This is a genomic window from Citromicrobium bathyomarinum (assembly GCF_038594485.1).
Lineage (GTDB): Bacteria > Pseudomonadota > Alphaproteobacteria > Sphingomonadales > Sphingomonadaceae > Alteriqipengyuania > Alteriqipengyuania bathyomarina_A.
The window spans coordinates 981,261-997,500 of the sequence record NZ_JBCFZG010000004.1 but is presented as its reverse complement, the minus strand read 5'-3'; the positions used below and the strand labels follow the sequence as shown (position 1 = coordinate 997,500).

The window sequence follows — 16,240 nt, the reverse complement described above, 5'->3', positions numbered from 1 at the left end:
ACGCGATGACTACGCCGTCCAACGCCGTGGCGATGGTCGCGATATCCTTCGTAATCGCCTATTCTGCGGGCCGCTTCGCCAGCGTCGCGTTCGACAGTATCCGCAACATGATCTTCGAGCGTGTCGGGCAGGACGCCACCCGCCAGTTCGCCGAAGACGTCTTCCGCCGTCTGCACCAGCTGTCGCTACGCTTCCACCTCTCGCGCCGCACGGGCGAGATCACCAAGACGGTGGAGCGCGGGACCAAGAGCATCGACACGATGCTCTATTTCCTGCTGTTCAACATCGCGCCCACGCTGATCGAGCTGATCGCGGTCGCGGTGATCTTCTACTTCAATTTCGGCATTGGGCTGGTGCTGGCGACCGGCGTCACCGTGGTCGCCTATATCGCGGTGACGCAGATGATCACCGAATGGCGGACAAAGCTGCGGCGCGAGATGAACGACCTCGACGGGCAGGCGCTGGCACGTGCGGTCGATTCGCTGCTGAACTACGAGACGGTCAAATATTTCGGTGCCGAGGCGCGCGAGCATGAACGCTATGCCAAGGCGACACGCCAATATTCCGAGGCCGCGATCAAGTCCGACGGATCGCTCGGCCTGCTCAACATCGCGCAGTCGTTCATCACCAACCTGCTGATGGCGGGCGCGATGGCCTATACCGTGTGGGGCTGGAGCCAGGGCAAGCTCACCACCGGCGATCTGGTGTTCGTGCAGACCTACCTGACCCAGCTTTTCCGCCCGCTCGACCTGCTCGGCTTCGTCTACCGCACGATCCGGCAAGGGCTGATCGACATGGCGGCGATGTTCCGCCTGATGGATGCCGATGTCGAGGTGGAGGACGCGCCCGGCGCGCCCGCGCTCCAAATAAAGGAACCGGGCATCACCTTCGAAAACGTCCATTTCGGCTACGACGAGGATCGGCAAATCCTCCACGGGCTCGATTTCGAGATCCGCGCGGGCGAGACCGTGGCTCTGGTCGGCCCGTCGGGCGCGGGCAAGAGCACCATCGCGCGGCTGCTGTTCCGCTTCTACGATCCCAGCGCGGGTCGCATCCTGATCGACGGGCAGGATATCGCGCAGGTTCAGCAGGAAAGCTTGCGCGCCAGCATCGGTATCGTCCCGCAGGACAGCGTGCTGTTCAACGACACCATCGGCTACAACATCGCCTATGGCCGCGCCAATGCCGATGAAGACGACGTGCGCGAAGCCGCGAGAGGCGCGGCGATCCTGCCCTTCATCGAAGCATTGCCCGAAGGCTTCGACACGCAGGTGGGCGAACGCGGCCTCAAGCTCTCGGGCGGAGAGAAGCAGCGCGTGGCGATTGCACGCACGCTGCTGAAAGATCCGCCGATCGTGATCCTCGACGAGGCGACCAGCGCGCTCGATTCGCGGACCGAGCAGGAAATCCTTGCGACGCTCAACAGGGTCGCCCGCGGGCGCACCACGCTGGCGATCGCGCACCGCCTTTCCACGATCGCGGATGCCGACCGTATCCTGGTGCTGGAGCATGGTCGTCTCGCCGAACAGGGGCACCATGCGGACCTGTTGCGCCGCGACGGTCTGTATGCCGAGATGTGGATGCGCCAACAGGCAGAGCAGGTCGAAGCCACAGACTAACCAAAGCGCACGGGTTGTGTTGCAGCGCAGCATCGTGCACGGGTCGCCCCTGCCCTTCAAAAGATGGAATTGACATGACGCCCACGAACGGCGCGAACGCGCATGCCAGCAGAACGGCCCGATGGAAGAGCGAATGGTTCGGCAATGTCCGCGCCGACGTGCTGGCGGGAATAGTCGTCGCGCTGGCGCTGATCCCGGAGGCGATCGGCTTCTCGATCATTGCGGGCGTGGACCCGCGCGTCGGGCTCTATGCATCGGTCGCCATCGCGATGGTGATTGCGTTTACCGGCGGGCGCCCCGGCATGATCTCCGCCGCGACCGCTGCGGTGGCGGTGGTCGTGGTGCCGCTCGTGCGCGATCACGGGGTCGAATATCTGTTCGCCGCGACGATCCTGATGGGCATCTTCCAGGGAATCGCCGCGCTGCTCAAACTCAACCTGCTGATGCAGTTCGTCAGCCGCAGCGTCATCACCGGCTTCGTCAATGCGCTCGCGATCCTGATCTTCATGGCGCAGCTGCCCCAGCTCGATCCGACGAACGAAGGCGTCAACTGGATCACATACGCGATGGTCGCAGGTGGCCTCGCGATGATCTATCTCGTGCCCAAGCTCAGCACCGCGATCCCCAGCCCGCTGGTCGCGATCATCGTACTGACCTGCCTGTCGCTATGGCTCGGCTCGCCCGTCAACACCGTATCCGACATGGGCGAGCTGCCGCAGGGCCTGCCCTTCTTCATGCTGCCCGATGTGCCGCTGACCTGGGAGACGCTGACGATCATCGCGCCCTACTCGCTCACCATGGCGGCGGTCGGCCTGCTCGAAAGCCTGCTTACCGCGCAGATCGTCGACGACATGACGCACACCGGCAGCGACAAGCGCCGTGAGAGCGCGGGCCAAGGCATCGCCAATATCGTCGCCGCGCTGTTCGGCGGCATGGGCGGGTGCGCAATGATCGGCCAGTCGGTCATCAACGTGACCAGCGGCGGGCGCGGACGCCTTTCCACTTTCACCGCAGGCTTTGCGCTGCTGATCCTGCTCAGCGTGCTCGGCGGAATCGTCGGTCAGGTACCGATGCCCGCGCTGGTCGCGATCATGATCATGGTCAGCATCGGGACGTTCAGCTGGAACTCGATCCCCAACCTGCGCGTGCATCCGTGGCAAAGTTCGATGGTGATGTTCGTCACCGTCGCGGTGGTGGTCGCAACGCACAACCTCGCCATCGGCGTGCTGGTCGGCGTGCTGCTGTCGGGCATCTTCTTCGTCCAGAAGGTGATGCACATGTTCGAGGTGGAGCGCACGAAAGTGGGCGACACCGCCACCTACACCGCGCACGGCGAGATCTTCTTCGGCAGTGTGGCACGGTTCGAAGCCGCGCTGGGGCCGGAGAGCCTGCGCCCGGACCCGGCGGATCACGTGATCATCGACGTCACCCGCGCGCACTTCTGGGACATTTCGGCCATCGGCGCGCTCGACAAGGTGGTCGAGCGGATGCGGATGCACGGCCGCAGCGTGCAGGTCGTCGGCCTGAACGAGGCAAGCGCCGATCTGGTCGACCGCCATGGCGCAACCGACCGCACGGGCGTCGAGATCGGCCTCGCGCCGCACCCGTAGGGCTGGATCAGCCGGTCGGCTGATCCCGGTCGCCGTACAGGCGGTATGCCACGAAAGAGAGCACGCACAGGCTCAGGCAGCTGGCGAGGATGGCGAGCGCCGTCCCCGCCCAGCCATAAGCCTCGAACAATGCCGTGCCCGCGATGCTGCCGACCGCGCCGCCGAGGAACATCATCACGATGTAGATCGTCGTCAGCCGGGTGCGCAGCTCGGGTTCCTGCGAGAGGAAGGTCATGCGGCTGGTCACGTCTATGGCGGGGCCGACGATATTGCCGATCAGGATCGGAATCATCAGCAGCCACAGGTTATTACCGAAGGGCAGCAGCAGCGAAATCCCGAGGACCTGCACCAGCGAATAGCCCACGCGCGCCTTCCTCGGCCCGATCCGGTCCGCCAGCCGTCCCCAATAGGGGGTCGAGAACACGCTGACCGCCGCAAACCCGGCCAGATAGCCGACGACATCTGTGCCGTAGCCCATCTCCGGCCCGGTCAGGTGCAGCGCGAGCCCCAGCCACAGCGCGATAAACTGCCCGAAGCCGATCCCCTGGATCGCGCCCGACAGCAGCACTTCGCGCCGGTCGCGCATCAGCGCGAACAGCGAGGCGATCAGGCCAAGATAAGGCAGTCGGCTCGCGTCCTTGTCGCGCACGCCCTTTTCCATGATGTGCGGCAACGCAAGCGTGATCGCGATCATCAGCCCCGTCGCGATCCAGTAGACCGTCCGCCAGCCGAAATATTCGGCGACCACCCCCGCCCCGACTCGCGCAACGAGGATGCCGAAAATCACGCCCGCGGTCAGGATCGCGGTGACATGGCCCAGCCGCTCGGGTGCGACGCGCTTCGATGCGTAGGCGGGCAGCAGGTAGGGCGCGATGGTGAAGAAGCCGAGCAGCGTCGATCCGACGGTGAACAGCGTTAGCCCCTGCGCGAGCGTCATCACGATCAGCCCGCCGCACTGGCCGATGGTGAACAGGATCGTCAGCGTGCGGTTGGAAAAGCGGTCTCCCAGCGGCAGCAGCAGCAGGATGCCCAGCGCCAGCGCCAACTGGTTGAGCGCCGGCACCAGCCCGATCTGCGCCGCGCCGACACCGAAATGGCGCGCGACGTCGCCGATGATCGGGTGGATGTAATAGGCGTTCGCGGTGACGACGGCCGCCGCGACGGCGAGCCAGTATTCCTGCGCGGTGGTGAGGCGGGTGGGTTCGGTCATGCGCGCCCGCCTTCGTGCGTGGAGGCAGCGCGGTCAAGCGATTGGCCGCACGACCTGCGCGTGGACCCCCTGATGGGCAGCAAAAAGGGGACAACGCGCCCTCCCCACCAACTCGTTGCTCCGCGAGAGCGGCGGGGAGGGTATATCGCTAGCCTCGGCGTGCGCCTTGGCGCTTCCTGACCTATTTCGCGGGCCGCGCGCACTTCCCGAGCAACTCCATGAACTTGCGTTCGTCGAGCGCCTGCACGTCGTAGTCCGGGGCGTTCTTCATGCCCTCTTCGTAGGCCTTGGACTTGCCCTGCTCCTTGAACTTCGCCTTCGCACGTTCGGACCAGTATTTCGCTGTTTCCGCTGCAGCCGGAAGCTGCACGGCCGGGTTCAGCTTGGCGATGAAGCCCGGATCCCAGATGCCCTTGCCCTCGCCGTAGAAATCGGGGTTCAGGCTGCGCGCCCACGCGTCCCAGTAAAAGCTGCACTGGAGTATTTCGTCCGCCGTGACCGGAGAAACACCCGACGCGGCTGCTTCCTCGTAGGTCTTTGCCCACGCCGCGCCATGCGTGAGAACCAGAGCCGCACACAAGGTGGATGCTATCATTTTGCGCATTCTGAGCCTTTCGATTGATCTCGAACGGTCAGCGTAGATCGCGCAAAGGGGAGCTCAAGTTACAAACACTGTCGTATTTTCAGTGCGCAGTCGGGAATTCGCCCGGCGGTCCCTCAGCCGAACGGTCGCGGATGACGATCGCACTCGGCTACAGGATATACTTGCTCAGATCAGTATCGCGCGCGAGGTCGTCGAGCCTTTCGCGCACGTAGGCGGCGTCGATGGTGACGGTCTCGCCTTCGTGCTCTTCGGCTTCGAAGCTGATGTCTTCGAGCAGACGCTCCATCACGGTCTGCAAACGCCGCGCGCCGATATTCTCGACCGCCTCGTTCACCTGCGCGGCGATCTTGGCGACTTCGCGCACGGCCTCTTCGGTGATGTCGAGCGTCACTTTCTCGGTCCCGATCAGCGCGGTGTATTGCTGGACGAGGTTGGCGCGGGTCTCGCTGAGAATGCGCACGAAGTCTTCCTCGGTCAGCGCGCGCAGCTCGACGCGGATCGGCAGGCGGCCCTGCAGTTCGGGCAGCATGTCGCTCGGCTTGGAAACGTGGAACGCGCCGCTCGCGATGAACAGCACATGGTCGGTCTTCATCGGGCCGTGCTTGGTCGCCACGGTGGTCCCCTCGATCAGCGGCAGCAGGTCGCGCTGCACGCCTTCGCGTGACACGGAGCCACCGCGCACGTCGCTGACCGCGATCTTGTCGATCTCGTCGAGGAAGACGATTCCGTTGGTCTCCGCATTCTGGAGCGCGACGCGGGCCACATCGTCCTGGTCCATCCGCTTTTCGGCTTCTTCGTCGACCAGCCTGTCCCAGGCCTCGGGCACGCGCAGCTTGCGGCGGCTGGTGGGCTTCTTGCCCATGGCCTTGCCGAACATGTCGGAAAGGTCGATCATTCCGACATTGCCGCCCATGCCGGGGATATCCATCGGCATCGCGGGGCTTTCGTTCAGCTCGATCTCGACCTCGACGTCATTCATCGCGTTCTGCGTGATCCGCTCGCGGAAGCTCTGGCGTGTGGCTTCGGAGGCGCTGTCGCCCACCAGCGCGTCGAGCAGGCGCTCCATCGCGGCCTCGCTCGCGGATTCGCGCACGGCCTCACGCCGACGGTCCTTCTCCAGCCGGATCGCTTCTTCGACGAGATCGCGCGCGATCTGTTCGACATCGCGGCCGACATAGCCGACCTCGGTGAACTTGGTCGCCTCCACCTTCACGAAGGGTGCTTCGGCGAGTCGCGCGAGACGCCGAGAAATCTCGGTCTTCCCGCATCCGGTCGGGCCGATCATCAGGATGTTCTTGGGCGTCACCTCGTCGCGCAGGTCCGGCCCCAGCCGCTGCCTGCGCCAGCGGTTGCGCAGCGCCACGGCGACCGCGCGCTTGGCATCCTTCTGGCCGATGATGTGTTCGTCGAGAGCGGCGACGATCGCCTTGGGAGTGAGGGACTGGATCATTTTCTTCCTTACGCTCTCTCCCCTTGAGAGGAGAGATACGGAGACTTGGCTGCGCAGCTAGCTAGTCGGAATTGAGAGGGGCGGTCTGCGCACTCCCCCTCTCCCAACCCTCTCCCCTGAAAGGGCGAGGGCTTTAGACGGTTTCGAGCGTGACCTGGTCGTTGGTGAAAACGCAGACCTCGGCTGCCACGGCCATCGCACGGCGGGCGATCTTTTCCGGGTCGGTCTCGTAGTCGGAGAGAGCGCGCGCGGCGGCGAGCGCGTAATTGCCGCCAGAGCCGATCGCGGCGATGCCGCCTTCGGGCTCCAGCACGTCGCCATTGCCGGTCAGCACCAACAGCGTGTCCTTGTCGGCCACGATCATGAGCGCTTCGAGATTGCGCAGATACTTGTCGGTCCGCCAGTCCTTCGCCAACTCGACCGCCGCGCGCATCAGCTGGCCCGAATACTGGTCCAGCTTGCGCTCCAGCCGCTCGAACAAGGTGAAGGCATCGGCGGTCGCGCCCGCAAAACCGGCGACGACCTTGCCATCGCCGATCCGGCGAACCTTCTTCGCATTGGGCTTCATCACCGTGTTGCCCATGGAAACCTGGCCGTCACCCGCGAGCACGGTGGTGTCGCCGCGCTTGACGCCGATGATGGTCGTTCCGTGCCACTGTTGCAGGCCGTGGCTGGCGCTATCCGCTGTCATGGCGTGCGATATGGGGGCCATGCGCGCAGCATCAAGCGCGATACTGTGCCGTCAGCCTCCCGGGGTCCCGCCCGCACCGCCAGCGCCAGCGCCGACCGTGCCGATATTGCCGAACAGGTCTTCGAGGAAGCCGCGCTCACGCCCCAGCGTCGGCGTCGCATCGCCGTCGGGGGTCAGGAAGACAACCTGTTCCATCCCGCTGCGATCGGCGGCGACCACGTTGCCCGTCCCGTCGAATTGCACGGCCAGAACCGACTGATCCTTGATCCGGGGACGCACGAAGGGTTTGCGGCCCGTCTGGGTCGATACGTAATACCAGGTCTCCGGCCCGAACTGGCTGGTGAAAGTCGGCCGGCCAAGCGTCGCCTCGACCGATTGCTGGTTGTCGATGCCCGGCTGGATCAATCCGATCAGCCGCGAATCGTTAAAATAGCCGCGCGTCTCGCGGATCGAGGTGCACCCTCCCGCCGACACAGCCAGCCCGAGCAACACGACCGGCGCAACAAGCTTCACGATCCGCATAAATTCGAAACCCTCTTCGCAAATTCGGCGCGCGCCCTTTCGTGGACGGGCGCACACGCTATATCGTGGCGCGAGCCTTACGGCCTCGCCCGCCCCCGCGCAATGCCACCCGCGAAGGCGGATGCACGAAGCGTGTGCCGCATCTCTTGCGCCCGCGCTTGAATTGCCGCTGAATGAAGGAAGCCCCAGCCATGTCGTTCCTCCACCGCCTGCTGCGAACCGCGCCCGATCCGCGCGAGGCCTGGCGGCCGCTCTGGCACCGCCTCGTCATCGCCGCGCGCGAGGAACACTGGTACGCGCAGGCCAGCGTGGCCGACACGCTGGATGGGCGGTTCGACATGGTATCGATGCTGACCGCTCTCGCCATCCTGCGGCTCGAGAGCGAGGCCGACGAGGGCGTGCCCGCAGCCGCGCGCCTTACAGAACTGTTCGTGGAGGACATGGAGGGGCAGATGCGCGAGGCCGGGATCGGCGACCCCACCGTGGGCAAGATGATCGGCCGGATGATGGCGACGCTCGGCGGGCGCGCCGGCACCTTGCGCGATGCGCTGCGCGAAGGCGACGACGCTGCGCTGGCGGGCGTTGTCGAGCGGAACATGCACCTGGCGCAAGAAGATGGCGACCCGGCACTGGTGGCCCAGGGCCTGCGCGCCTTCCATGCACGCCTTGTGCGAACCGACTTCGCCACGCTGGAGCGCGGAGAGATCGCCGAATGAACCAAAGCACCGCCCCCGAATTTTCCCGGCTGGTCTCGCTGCGCCAGATTACCGGCAAGCCGGTTCTGCTGGAAGCGGATGAGGGCGAACGCGCGGCGCTTGCTCGTCGCTTCGCCATCACCGAAGTGCGCAGCCTGACCGCCGAGATTTCGCTCGACCGAAACGGCGACCGGGTAGCAGCCGCGGGAAAGCTGGAGGCCGATATCGTCCAGCCCTGCGCCGTTTCCGGCGAGGATTTCCCCGTCCATATCGAAGAAGACATTGCCCTGCGCTTCGTCCCCGAAGGCTCGATAGACCCTGCGCTGCAAGAGGGCGAGGAGATCGAGATCGAACTCGACACCAGCGATCTCGACGAGATCGAATATAACGGTGAGACGTTGGATCTGGGCGAAGCGGTCGCCCAGACGCTCGCCCTTGCGATCGATCCCTATGCCGAGGGGCCTGACGCCGACGCAGCTCGCGAAAAGGCGGGCATCAAGTCAGACGATTCCCCTTCCGGCCCCTTGGCCGATGCGCTCGGCGCCGCGCTAAAAGGCAACTGAGGCGCCGCGGTACGATTGCCGCGAAATCTCCCGATTGCCTGCTCCCTCGCCTCAACCCGAAGTCGGATCGCCCCTGCGTGCGGGTCGGAGAAAAATTTTAACAGAAAATGCTATAGACCCATTAGGTAATGCGAATATAAGTAGTGCCCCCAAGCGGCGGAGCCAGGTCTGCAGCGGAGGCATTTGAAAAGGTACGCTATTTCGGAGCCTGAGGTCTTGTCGCCACTTTTGATGTTCGTTCTGGGCGCGACGCTTTCTGCGGTCACATGCGGCATTTTCATGCTGATTGCGCGCGAGAGATTGCAAGTCAGATTGGCGCAGGCGGAACGCGACCGCGCATGCCTTACCCTGGCCGAAAACGTCGCTTCGGTGTCCACCTGGATGGTCGATCTGCGAACCCAGAAAATATTCTGGTCGGATCGCGTTTTCGCGGTCCACGGCCGGCCCAAAGCAGCCGGTGCGCCCCCCTCGACGACGCGATCGACTATTATCACCCCGACGACCGTGCACGGGTCAGAGAGACCTTCGACAGCGCTGTTGCATCGGGCAGTCCATTCCATCTGGATGCTCGCATCATCGACGAGCAGGGAGTGGAACGACCGATCATGTCCCGCGGCATCTGCAACTTCGGCCCTGACGGGAAACCGGTCGAGTTGTTCGGCGTCCTTTTCGACGCCCCCGACACCAGACCTTTCACAACCTTCGGAAATGAAGACCTGAACACCCTCTCTTTAGAAGAGGATTACCACGCCGACGCGTGACCCGCGACGCGCGACACACGCCAGGCGGACTACATCGCGGAAAACGCCTCGAGGTCGTGGATTCTGCCCGAGACGACCAGCTCGTCGCCCGGGAAGATAATCGTGTCGGGCACCGCGTGGATGAAATTCTCCCCTTCACGCTTCACGCCGACCACCGTCACATCGTATTTCTTGCGGCACTGGCTGGTGACCAGGGGCAGGCCCAGCAGCGGCTCGGGCGCAATCAGCCGGGCGATCGCGAATTCGTCGCCGAAGGCGATGAAATCGAGCAGCTTCTCGTTGATGAGATGCGCCACCCGTTCGCCCATTCGCTGCTCGGGAAAAACCACGTGCGCCGCGCCGGTCCGTTCAAGAATCCGCGCGTGTTTCTCGTTGGTGGCCTTGGCCCAGATATTGGTCAGGCCCAGATCGGACAGCGCCAGCACAATCAGCACGCTCGCCTCGATATTGGTGCCGATGCCGACCACCGCGGCGTCAAAGTCCTTCGCTCCGAGCTGTTCCAGCGTAGTCGTGTCGGTCGCGTCCGCTTCCACCACCTTGGTCAGCTCACCGGCGAACTCCTGCACCAGCGCGGGGTCGATATCGACCGCCAGCACTTCATGCCCCATCCGCTCCAGCGTGCGCGACACCGCGCCGCCGAACCGGCCAAGGCCGATGACCATGATGGGCTTGCGTCTTTTAGCCGACAATCGGGTTCTCCTGCGGATAGCGATAGGGACGGTCGCGCCCACCCAGCGCAAGCGCGGTCGCCACGGTGATGGTTCCCACCCGCCCGACGAACATCAGGATGATCAGCGCCACCAGCCCACCGGCGGGCAGTTTGGCGGTGATCCCGGTCGACAGGCCGACGGTGGAAAAGGCGGAAATGCATTCGAACAGAATATCGTCGAGCGGCAGGCCGCTGATCGAGGCGATGTAAGTCGTCGCGGCGAAGATCAGCGTGGCCGAGAGCACGGTCACGGTCAGCGCCTGCCGCTGGATCTCGCGGCCGAAGCGGCGCTGGAACAGGCCGGAGTCCTGCCGCCCGAGAATCTCCGACAGGACGATCGCGAACAGCACGAAGAAGGTCGTCACCTTGATCCCGCCCGCGGTGCCCGCGCTGCCGCCGCCGACGAACATGAGGAAGAAGTTGGTCATCAGCGTCTCGTCGTGAAAGGCGCCCACATCCAGGCTGTTGAACCCGGCGGTGCGCGGCATGACCGAATGAAAGGCCGCGTTGAGGATCTTCGACCCCCACCCCATCGGCCCCAGAGTGGCAGGGTTGTCCCACTCCATCGCAAGGATCGCCACGAAGCCGAACAGCAGCAACGCAGCGGTGCCCCAGACGGTGATCTTGGTATGGAGCGACCAGCGTCGCCACGCGATGCCGTGTGCGCGCAAATCCTGCATCACGGGAAAGCCCAGCGCGGTGATGATGATCGAGATCATGATCGGGCCGAGGAACAGCGGATCGTCCTGGAAGCCCATCAGACTGTCCGAATAGCTGGAGAACCCCGCATTGTTGAACGCGCTGACCGAGTGGAAGACCCCATGCCACAGCGCCAGACCCGGCGTTTCGCCATAGCCACCCATCAGCCGCGCGGTCAGGATGATCGCAACGACCCCCTCCACAACCACGGTGATCCCAAGGATCAGTTTGAGCGCGGAGAGCGCATCGTGCTTTTCCAACCGGTTACGCTCCACCTGCGTCGCCATCCGGTCGCGCAGGCCGAAGCTTCGCCCGGCCATAAGGCCCAGCAGCGTGGCCGAGGTCATGATGCCGAAGCCGCCGACCTGGAACAGCAGCAGGATCACGCCCTGCCCGAAGCCCGACCAGTAGGTCGGCGTATCGACCACGATAAGACCTGTCACCGCAACGGCGGAGGTGGACGTGAACAGCGCTGTGAGCAGCGGGGCCCGCGCGCCGACAGTCGTCGCAAAGGGCAAACTCAGCAGGATCGTGCCAACGAGGATCGCCGCCAGGAAAAGCAGCGGAATCAGCCGAATCGGGTCGCGCAGCGCAATCACGCAGCGCGCTGTGCTCCTATCCGGCGGCGGAATAAAGCGCCTTTGCGAACCTCGTCCTTCCGCCAGCAGAGCGCGCTTAGCTCAGCCGTTATCTTCTCCCTTTGTGTTCTCGACGATCATCAACAGCAGGCCTGCGAAGACCAGTCCAAAGCCTGCCAGATGAACCCAGCGGAATGCCTCGCCCAGCAGTACATATGACATAACCAATGCTGTTATCGGCATGATCGCCATCGCACCGGCTGCGAGTGCCCCCGGCGCCTTGCGCACGCCGGTGTACCAGATCACTGGCGCAAGCCCGCCGGTGGCGGCACCCCAGAACGCCAGTGCGCCAAGCCCGAAGGTGTTCGCCCGACCGAACGCGAAAGGGTGCGCATCGAACAGCAGAGCCAGTACGACGAACAGGGGTATCGCCAGCAGCGAGGCGGCCAGTGTCGTTTCGAGAGAGCTTATCCCGGCCGAAAGCTTGCGTGAAAGCAGCGTGTAGGCGGCCTCCATGCAGATCGCCGCGCCGACCAGCGCCGCGCCCAGCAGCAGGGCATCACCGCCCTGCCCGCCTCCGCCGCCGCGGAACAGGTTGATGATCGCAATCCCCGCTACGCCCAGCGCAAGCGCGCCTGCCTTCCGCCAATTCATCGCCGCGCCGAAGAATACCACTGCCGCGATCGCGGTGACGGCGGGTGTCGCGCTCATGATCGTCGATCCGATGACGCCCGTCGTCAGGCGCATGCCGTAAAGCATCGTGGCAGTGAAACCGACCATCCCGAATGCGGAAATGGCGGCGATGACCCACCAGTCGGACCGTTTGGCATTGGCGAAACGGTCCGTTGCAAACCAGACGAAGGGGGCAAGCACGACGCTGGCAATAACCATCCTCAGGCACGAGGCGGTGAAGATCGAAAAATGCGCGCCGACGATCTTGCTGAGCGGGGTCGCCGTACCGAACAGCGCCATGCCCGTAAGCAACTGCGCGATCGTGGCGGGGGAGGAAGAGGTATTTCCTGTAGACATAGCCAACATTGGTTAGACCAGTGGAGTCTGCCGTAGTTCCGGTCGATGGAAACTGCGCGCCCCCGAGAATGGTCGATTTCGCTGTCCTACATCGGCAGCATCGGCGCATGATCGCGACCGTTCTTTGACATGGTCGATCCGCCGCAGAAACGCGTTGCTCGGGAGGAGAGTTTTTCTCCCTCTGGACACTGTGTCAGGTGTGTCAGGGCCGCCCGCCGCGGGAGCGCGATTCAGAACGGTGCGGGCGGTCCGTAGAACATCCTGACCTCGATGATCCGCGCCACGTCGTTGGCCCAGGTCATCTGGACGTCCACCTTCCAGATCGGTGCATTATGCCCATCGGGGACCACGGTGATCTCGTAGAGCGGGAAAACCTCGCCCTCTGGAGACTTGCGCTCGATCCGCCAGACGTGGTCGAGGTCCAGCGCCAGGAAGGCATCGCGCGGGGCGATCCGGTTCTGGTCGTAGGATGCAGGAGCGCCGCTGGAGAGGTGGAAGAATGTCTTCTGCCCGTTCCTCAGCTTCGCCTGTTCTTGGCGGAGAGTGTCGAGCACACGGCTCGCCTCCGCCGCATCGAGCGCTCGCAGGTGCTGCGCAGGCGCATCGGCCTGCGACTGCGCCTGCAACAGGCCCGGCGCGCCAAGCATGCCAGCGAGCGCGGCAATCAAGGCGAAGCGAAGTGGACGAAAGCGCATTCGCCTACATTGCTCGCCCATGATGTCCGTTTGGTGAACCCGGCCCTGAGATCGGAGCTGGTCGATCAGAACGGGATGTCGTCGTCCAGATCGTCGTAGTTCGAGCCTCCGCCCGATCCGCCGCCGCCCTGGTTCCAGCCGCCCTGATCGCCGCCCGACGAGCCACCGCCCGAGCTGCCCCCACCATAGCCGCCGCCGCGCTGGCCACCGCCACCGCCGCCGCCGCCGCCCTGCGGGCCGTCGAGCATGGTCAGCGTGCCGTCGAACCCGCGCAGTACGACTTCGGTGCTGTAACGGTCCTGCCCGTTCTGGTCCTGCCACTTGCGGGTCTGCAGCTTGCCCTCGATGTAGACCTTGCTGCCCTTCTTCAGGAACCGCTCGACCACGTTGACGAGGCCTTCGGAGAAGATCGCGACGGTGTGCCACTCGGTCCGCTCCTGCCGCTCGCCGGTGTTGCGGTCCTTCCACTGCTCGCTCGTCGCGATGCGCAGGTTGGCGACCTTGCCGCCGTTCTGGAAGCTGCGGATTTCGGGGTCCGCGCCCAGATTGCCGATCAGCATGACCTTGTTGAGGCTGCCCGCCATGATTCGTATCCCTTCGTGTCTGTTGCGAAGGGCCTATCGAATGGCGCGCATCGGGGCCAGTAGGGAAAGCGCCGATGTGAACAGGCTCGCTACAGGCCCAGCGCCACCGCGCTCCAATAGGTGATCCCGGCGAAGACGTAGGCGAGCGCAAACAGGTAGCCGACCATGAAGGTAGGCCATTTCCACCCGTTCGTCTCGCGCCGCGCCACCGCAATCGTCGAAAGGCACTGAGGGGCGAACACGAACCACGCAAGGAAGGCGAGCGCGGTCGGCAGGCTCCAGCGCTGCGACAGCGTTGAGGCGAGCCCTTCGGCCTCGGCCTCGTCGTCCTTGGCGTCGATCGCGTAGGTCGTCGCGAGCGACGCGACCGCAACCTCACGCGCGGCCATTGCCGGCACCAGCGCCAGGCTGATCTCGCGGTTGAAACCGATAGGTTCGAGCACGACGTTCAGCCCGTCGGCAATATGCCCCGCGATGGAGGCATCGACCTGGCTCTCACCCGGTTCGGCCTGCGGAAAACTGAGCATCAGCCACAGGATCACGGTGGCGGAAAAGATGATCGTGCCTGCGCGGCGCAGGAAAACCCACGCACGTTGCCACAGGCCTATCGCGATGTCGCCTACGCTCGGCAGCTGGTAGCGCGGCAGCTCCATGATGAAGCCAGTCGCCCCGCCCTTCGTCACGGTACCGCGAAGGATGAGCGCGACGATCAGCGCGCCGAGGATTCCGGCGAGATAGAGCGCGAACAGTACGAGGCCCTGCAAACCGATCCCCGCGGCCACGGTGCGTTGCGGAATGAAAGCGGCAATGATGACCGCATACACCGGCAACCGCGCCGAACAGGTCATCAGCGGCGCGATCAGGATCGTGGTCAGCCGGTCCTTCGGGTCCGCGATGCTGCGGGTCGCCATGATGCCGGGGATGGCGCAGGCAAAGCTGGACAGCAGCGGAATGAAGCTGCGGCCCGACAGGCCAACGCCCGCCATCAGCCGGTCCATCAGGAAGGCGGCGCGGGCCATGTAGCCGGTCGCTTCCATCACCAGGATGAAGAAGAACAGGATGATGATCTGCGGCAGGAACACGACCACCGAACCCACCCCTGCGATAATCCCCTGCGTCAGCAGATCGCGCAGGAAACTCTCGGGCATCGCGCCTTCGACCCATGCACCCAGCGATCCCGCCGCGCCGTCGAGCGCATCGGTCAGCGGGGCGGCCCATGCGAACACGGCCTGGAACATCACGAACAACAGCACCAGCAGGATCAGGGGCCCGATCCATGGGTTCAGCAGGACGTTGTCCAGCCGATCGCCGATCCGGCGTGCCTTCGAGGTTTGATATACGATCGCCTTCGCAATGGTTCGCGCCTCCAACCGTCGCTCGGTTGCGTCCATGCGGGGACGGTCGACGAGGGTGCCCACTGCGGGCCGCGCAGCGGCGATGGCGGCCTTGAGCTCGTCGAGCCCGCGGCGGCGCACGGCGACGGTCTCCACCACCGGCACGCCAAGCGCCTTGGAGAGGACCTCGACGTCGAGCTTCAACCCGTCGCGTTCCGCCATGTCGACCATGTTGAGCGCGACCACGGTGGGCTTGCCCAACGCGAGGACTTCCTGCGCGAAAACAAGGTGCTGCTCGAGGTTGCCTGCATCGAGCACAAGCACCAGCACATCGGGCTCGGCCTCGCCAGGAAACTCGCCGTGGACGACCTTGCGAGTCACTTCCTCGTCAGGGCTGGAGGCGTCGAAGGCATAGGCGCCGGGCAGATCGATCACGTCGGCATGCGTGCCGTCGGGCAGCGCGAGCACGCCGGCCACGCGCTCCACGGTGACGCCGGGATAGTTGGCGATCTTCTGGCGCGCGCCGGTCAGCTTGTTGAACAGCGCGCTTTTGCCGGAATTGGGATTGCCGAGCAATGCGACCCGGAAATTCTCGCTCATCGATTGAACCTCAGGCCGCGTCGAGCGAAATGGCGGCAGCCTGCACCTTGCGCAGTGCGATGGTCATGCGTCCTATGGAAACGGCAACGGGATCCCGCCCGCCGAACACACCGTGGTGAGCCATGGAAATTTCCACCCCCGGTTCGAAGCCGAGCGCCCGCATCCGCTTCGCATCTGCGGGCGGCAGTGCATCCCAGTCTATCCGGGCGATACGGGCGCTGGTGCCGGGCTTGAGCTTTTCGAGGGTCATGCGCGCGCTTCTGACAAAGCCCGTCACTAGATGCAAC

Annotated in this window: 17 protein-coding genes (1 of these 17 running past the window's edge); 5 read left to right on the top strand and 12 right to left on the bottom strand. The window is 64.6% G+C overall.

Translation table 11 applies throughout. The features are described 5' to 3' along the window. Together AAG591_RS10285 and AAG591_RS10280 are read left to right on the top strand one after the other, a co-directional pair. A protein-coding gene (locus tag AAG591_RS10285; protein ID WP_342531132.1) for an ABCB family ABC transporter ATP-binding protein/permease crosses the window boundary here: on the top strand, positions 1 to 1,619 show its 3' portion. 196 nt of this gene lie to the left of the window's left edge; the window shows 1,619 of its 1,815 coding nt (coding positions 197-1,815); the start codon falls outside the window, past its left edge; the stop codon is at positions 1,617 to 1,619. Between the two features lie 74 nt (positions 1,620 to 1,693). Beyond that, entirely contained in the window at positions 1,694 to 3,229 is a 1,536-nt protein-coding gene (locus AAG591_RS10280) for a SulP family inorganic anion transporter (protein ID WP_342531130.1), read from the top strand. Between the two features lie 7 nt (positions 3,230 to 3,236). On the opposite strand, the gene AAG591_RS10275 is transcribed toward AAG591_RS10280, so the two are convergent. The 5 genes from AAG591_RS10275 to AAG591_RS10255 all read right to left on the bottom strand — a co-directional run bounded on the left by AAG591_RS10275 (position 3,237) and on the right by AAG591_RS10255 (position 7,706). Then, on the bottom strand, positions 3,237 to 4,439 hold the full coding sequence (locus tag AAG591_RS10275) for an MFS transporter (protein ID WP_342531128.1): 1,203 nt from the start codon (positions 4,437 to 4,439) through the stop codon (positions 3,237 to 3,239). 181 nt (positions 4,440 to 4,620) lie between these two features. After that, the gene (locus AAG591_RS10270; RefSeq protein WP_342531127.1) at positions 4,621 to 5,043 is read right to left on the bottom strand and encodes a hypothetical protein; all 423 of its coding nucleotides are present in this window, start codon (positions 5,041 to 5,043) and stop codon (positions 4,621 to 4,623) included. Positions 5,044 to 5,191: 148 nt separating this feature from the next. Continuing rightward, the gene (gene hslU / locus AAG591_RS10265) at positions 5,192 to 6,493 is read right to left on the bottom strand and encodes an ATP-dependent protease ATPase subunit HslU (protein ID WP_342531125.1); all 1,302 of its coding nucleotides are present in this window, start codon (positions 6,491 to 6,493) and stop codon (positions 5,192 to 5,194) included. A 133-nt stretch (positions 6,494 to 6,626) separates the two neighbouring features. After that, positions 6,627 to 7,184 carry an ATP-dependent protease subunit HslV gene (hslV, locus tag AAG591_RS10260; protein ID WP_342531124.1) on the bottom strand — a complete coding sequence of 186 codons (558 nt, stop codon included), beginning with the start codon at positions 7,182 to 7,184 and terminating at the stop codon, positions 6,627 to 6,629. A gap of 51 nt (positions 7,185 to 7,235) precedes the next feature. Next, positions 7,236 to 7,706 carry an outer membrane protein assembly factor BamE gene (locus AAG591_RS10255; protein ID WP_342531123.1) on the bottom strand — a complete coding sequence of 157 codons (471 nt, stop codon included), beginning with the start codon at positions 7,704 to 7,706 and terminating at the stop codon, positions 7,236 to 7,238. Between the two features lie 173 nt (positions 7,707 to 7,879). Here AAG591_RS10255 and AAG591_RS10250 point away from each other — a divergent pair, with 173 nt between their 5' ends. The 3 genes from AAG591_RS10250 (at position 7,880) to AAG591_RS10240 (ending at position 9,725) form a co-directional block, all read left to right on the top strand. After that, positions 7,880 to 8,422: a ubiquinol-cytochrome C chaperone family protein gene (locus AAG591_RS10250; RefSeq protein WP_342531122.1), complete on the top strand. Its 543-nt coding sequence runs from the start codon at positions 7,880 to 7,882 to the stop codon at positions 8,420 to 8,422. Next, positions 8,419 to 8,964: a YceD family protein gene (locus AAG591_RS10245; protein WP_342531121.1), complete on the top strand. Its 546-nt coding sequence runs from the start codon at positions 8,419 to 8,421 to the stop codon at positions 8,962 to 8,964. Before AAG591_RS10250 ends, AAG591_RS10245 begins: the two co-directional genes overlap by 4 nt. Before the next feature lie 338 nt (positions 8,965 to 9,302). Further along, complete coding sequence (locus AAG591_RS10240; protein ID WP_342531120.1) at positions 9,303 to 9,725, top strand: PAS domain-containing protein; 423 nt, start codon at positions 9,303 to 9,305, stop codon at positions 9,723 to 9,725. 29 nt (positions 9,726 to 9,754) lie between these two features. Here AAG591_RS10240 and AAG591_RS10235 read toward each other — a convergent pair whose 3' ends face one another. From AAG591_RS10235 to AAG591_RS10205, 7 genes are all read right to left on the bottom strand, one after another. Then, a complete protein-coding gene (locus tag AAG591_RS10235; protein ID WP_342531119.1) occupies positions 9,755 to 10,414 on the bottom strand; it encodes a potassium channel family protein in 660 nt (219 codons plus the stop codon). Then, on the bottom strand, positions 10,404 to 11,732 hold the full coding sequence (locus AAG591_RS10230) for a TrkH family potassium uptake protein (RefSeq protein WP_342531118.1): 1,329 nt from the start codon (positions 11,730 to 11,732) through the stop codon (positions 10,404 to 10,406). Before AAG591_RS10230 ends, AAG591_RS10235 begins: the two co-directional genes overlap by 11 nt. A gap of 81 nt (positions 11,733 to 11,813) precedes the next feature. Beyond that, on the bottom strand, positions 11,814 to 12,740 hold the full coding sequence (locus tag AAG591_RS10225) for a DMT family transporter (protein WP_342531117.1): 927 nt from the start codon (positions 12,738 to 12,740) through the stop codon (positions 11,814 to 11,816). A gap of 230 nt (positions 12,741 to 12,970) precedes the next feature. After that, positions 12,971 to 13,387 carry a hypothetical protein gene (locus AAG591_RS10220; RefSeq protein ID WP_342531116.1) on the bottom strand — a complete coding sequence of 139 codons (417 nt, stop codon included), beginning with the start codon at positions 13,385 to 13,387 and terminating at the stop codon, positions 12,971 to 12,973. Positions 13,388 to 13,500: 113 nt separating this feature from the next. After that, positions 13,501 to 14,019 (bottom strand): single-stranded DNA-binding protein, encoded by a 519-nt coding sequence (gene ssb / locus AAG591_RS10215; RefSeq protein ID WP_342531115.1) that lies wholly within the window; start codon positions 14,017 to 14,019, stop codon positions 13,501 to 13,503. Positions 14,020 to 14,108: 89 nt separating this feature from the next. Further along, positions 14,109 to 15,953, bottom strand: coding sequence for a ferrous iron transporter B (gene feoB, locus AAG591_RS10210; RefSeq protein WP_342531114.1), 1,845 nt, complete (start codon positions 15,951 to 15,953; stop codon positions 14,109 to 14,111). A 10-nt stretch (positions 15,954 to 15,963) separates the two neighbouring features. Next, positions 15,964 to 16,203: a FeoA family protein gene (locus AAG591_RS10205; protein ID WP_342531113.1), complete on the bottom strand. Its 240-nt coding sequence runs from the start codon at positions 16,201 to 16,203 to the stop codon at positions 15,964 to 15,966. Between the last annotated feature and the right edge of the window lie 37 nt (positions 16,204 to 16,240).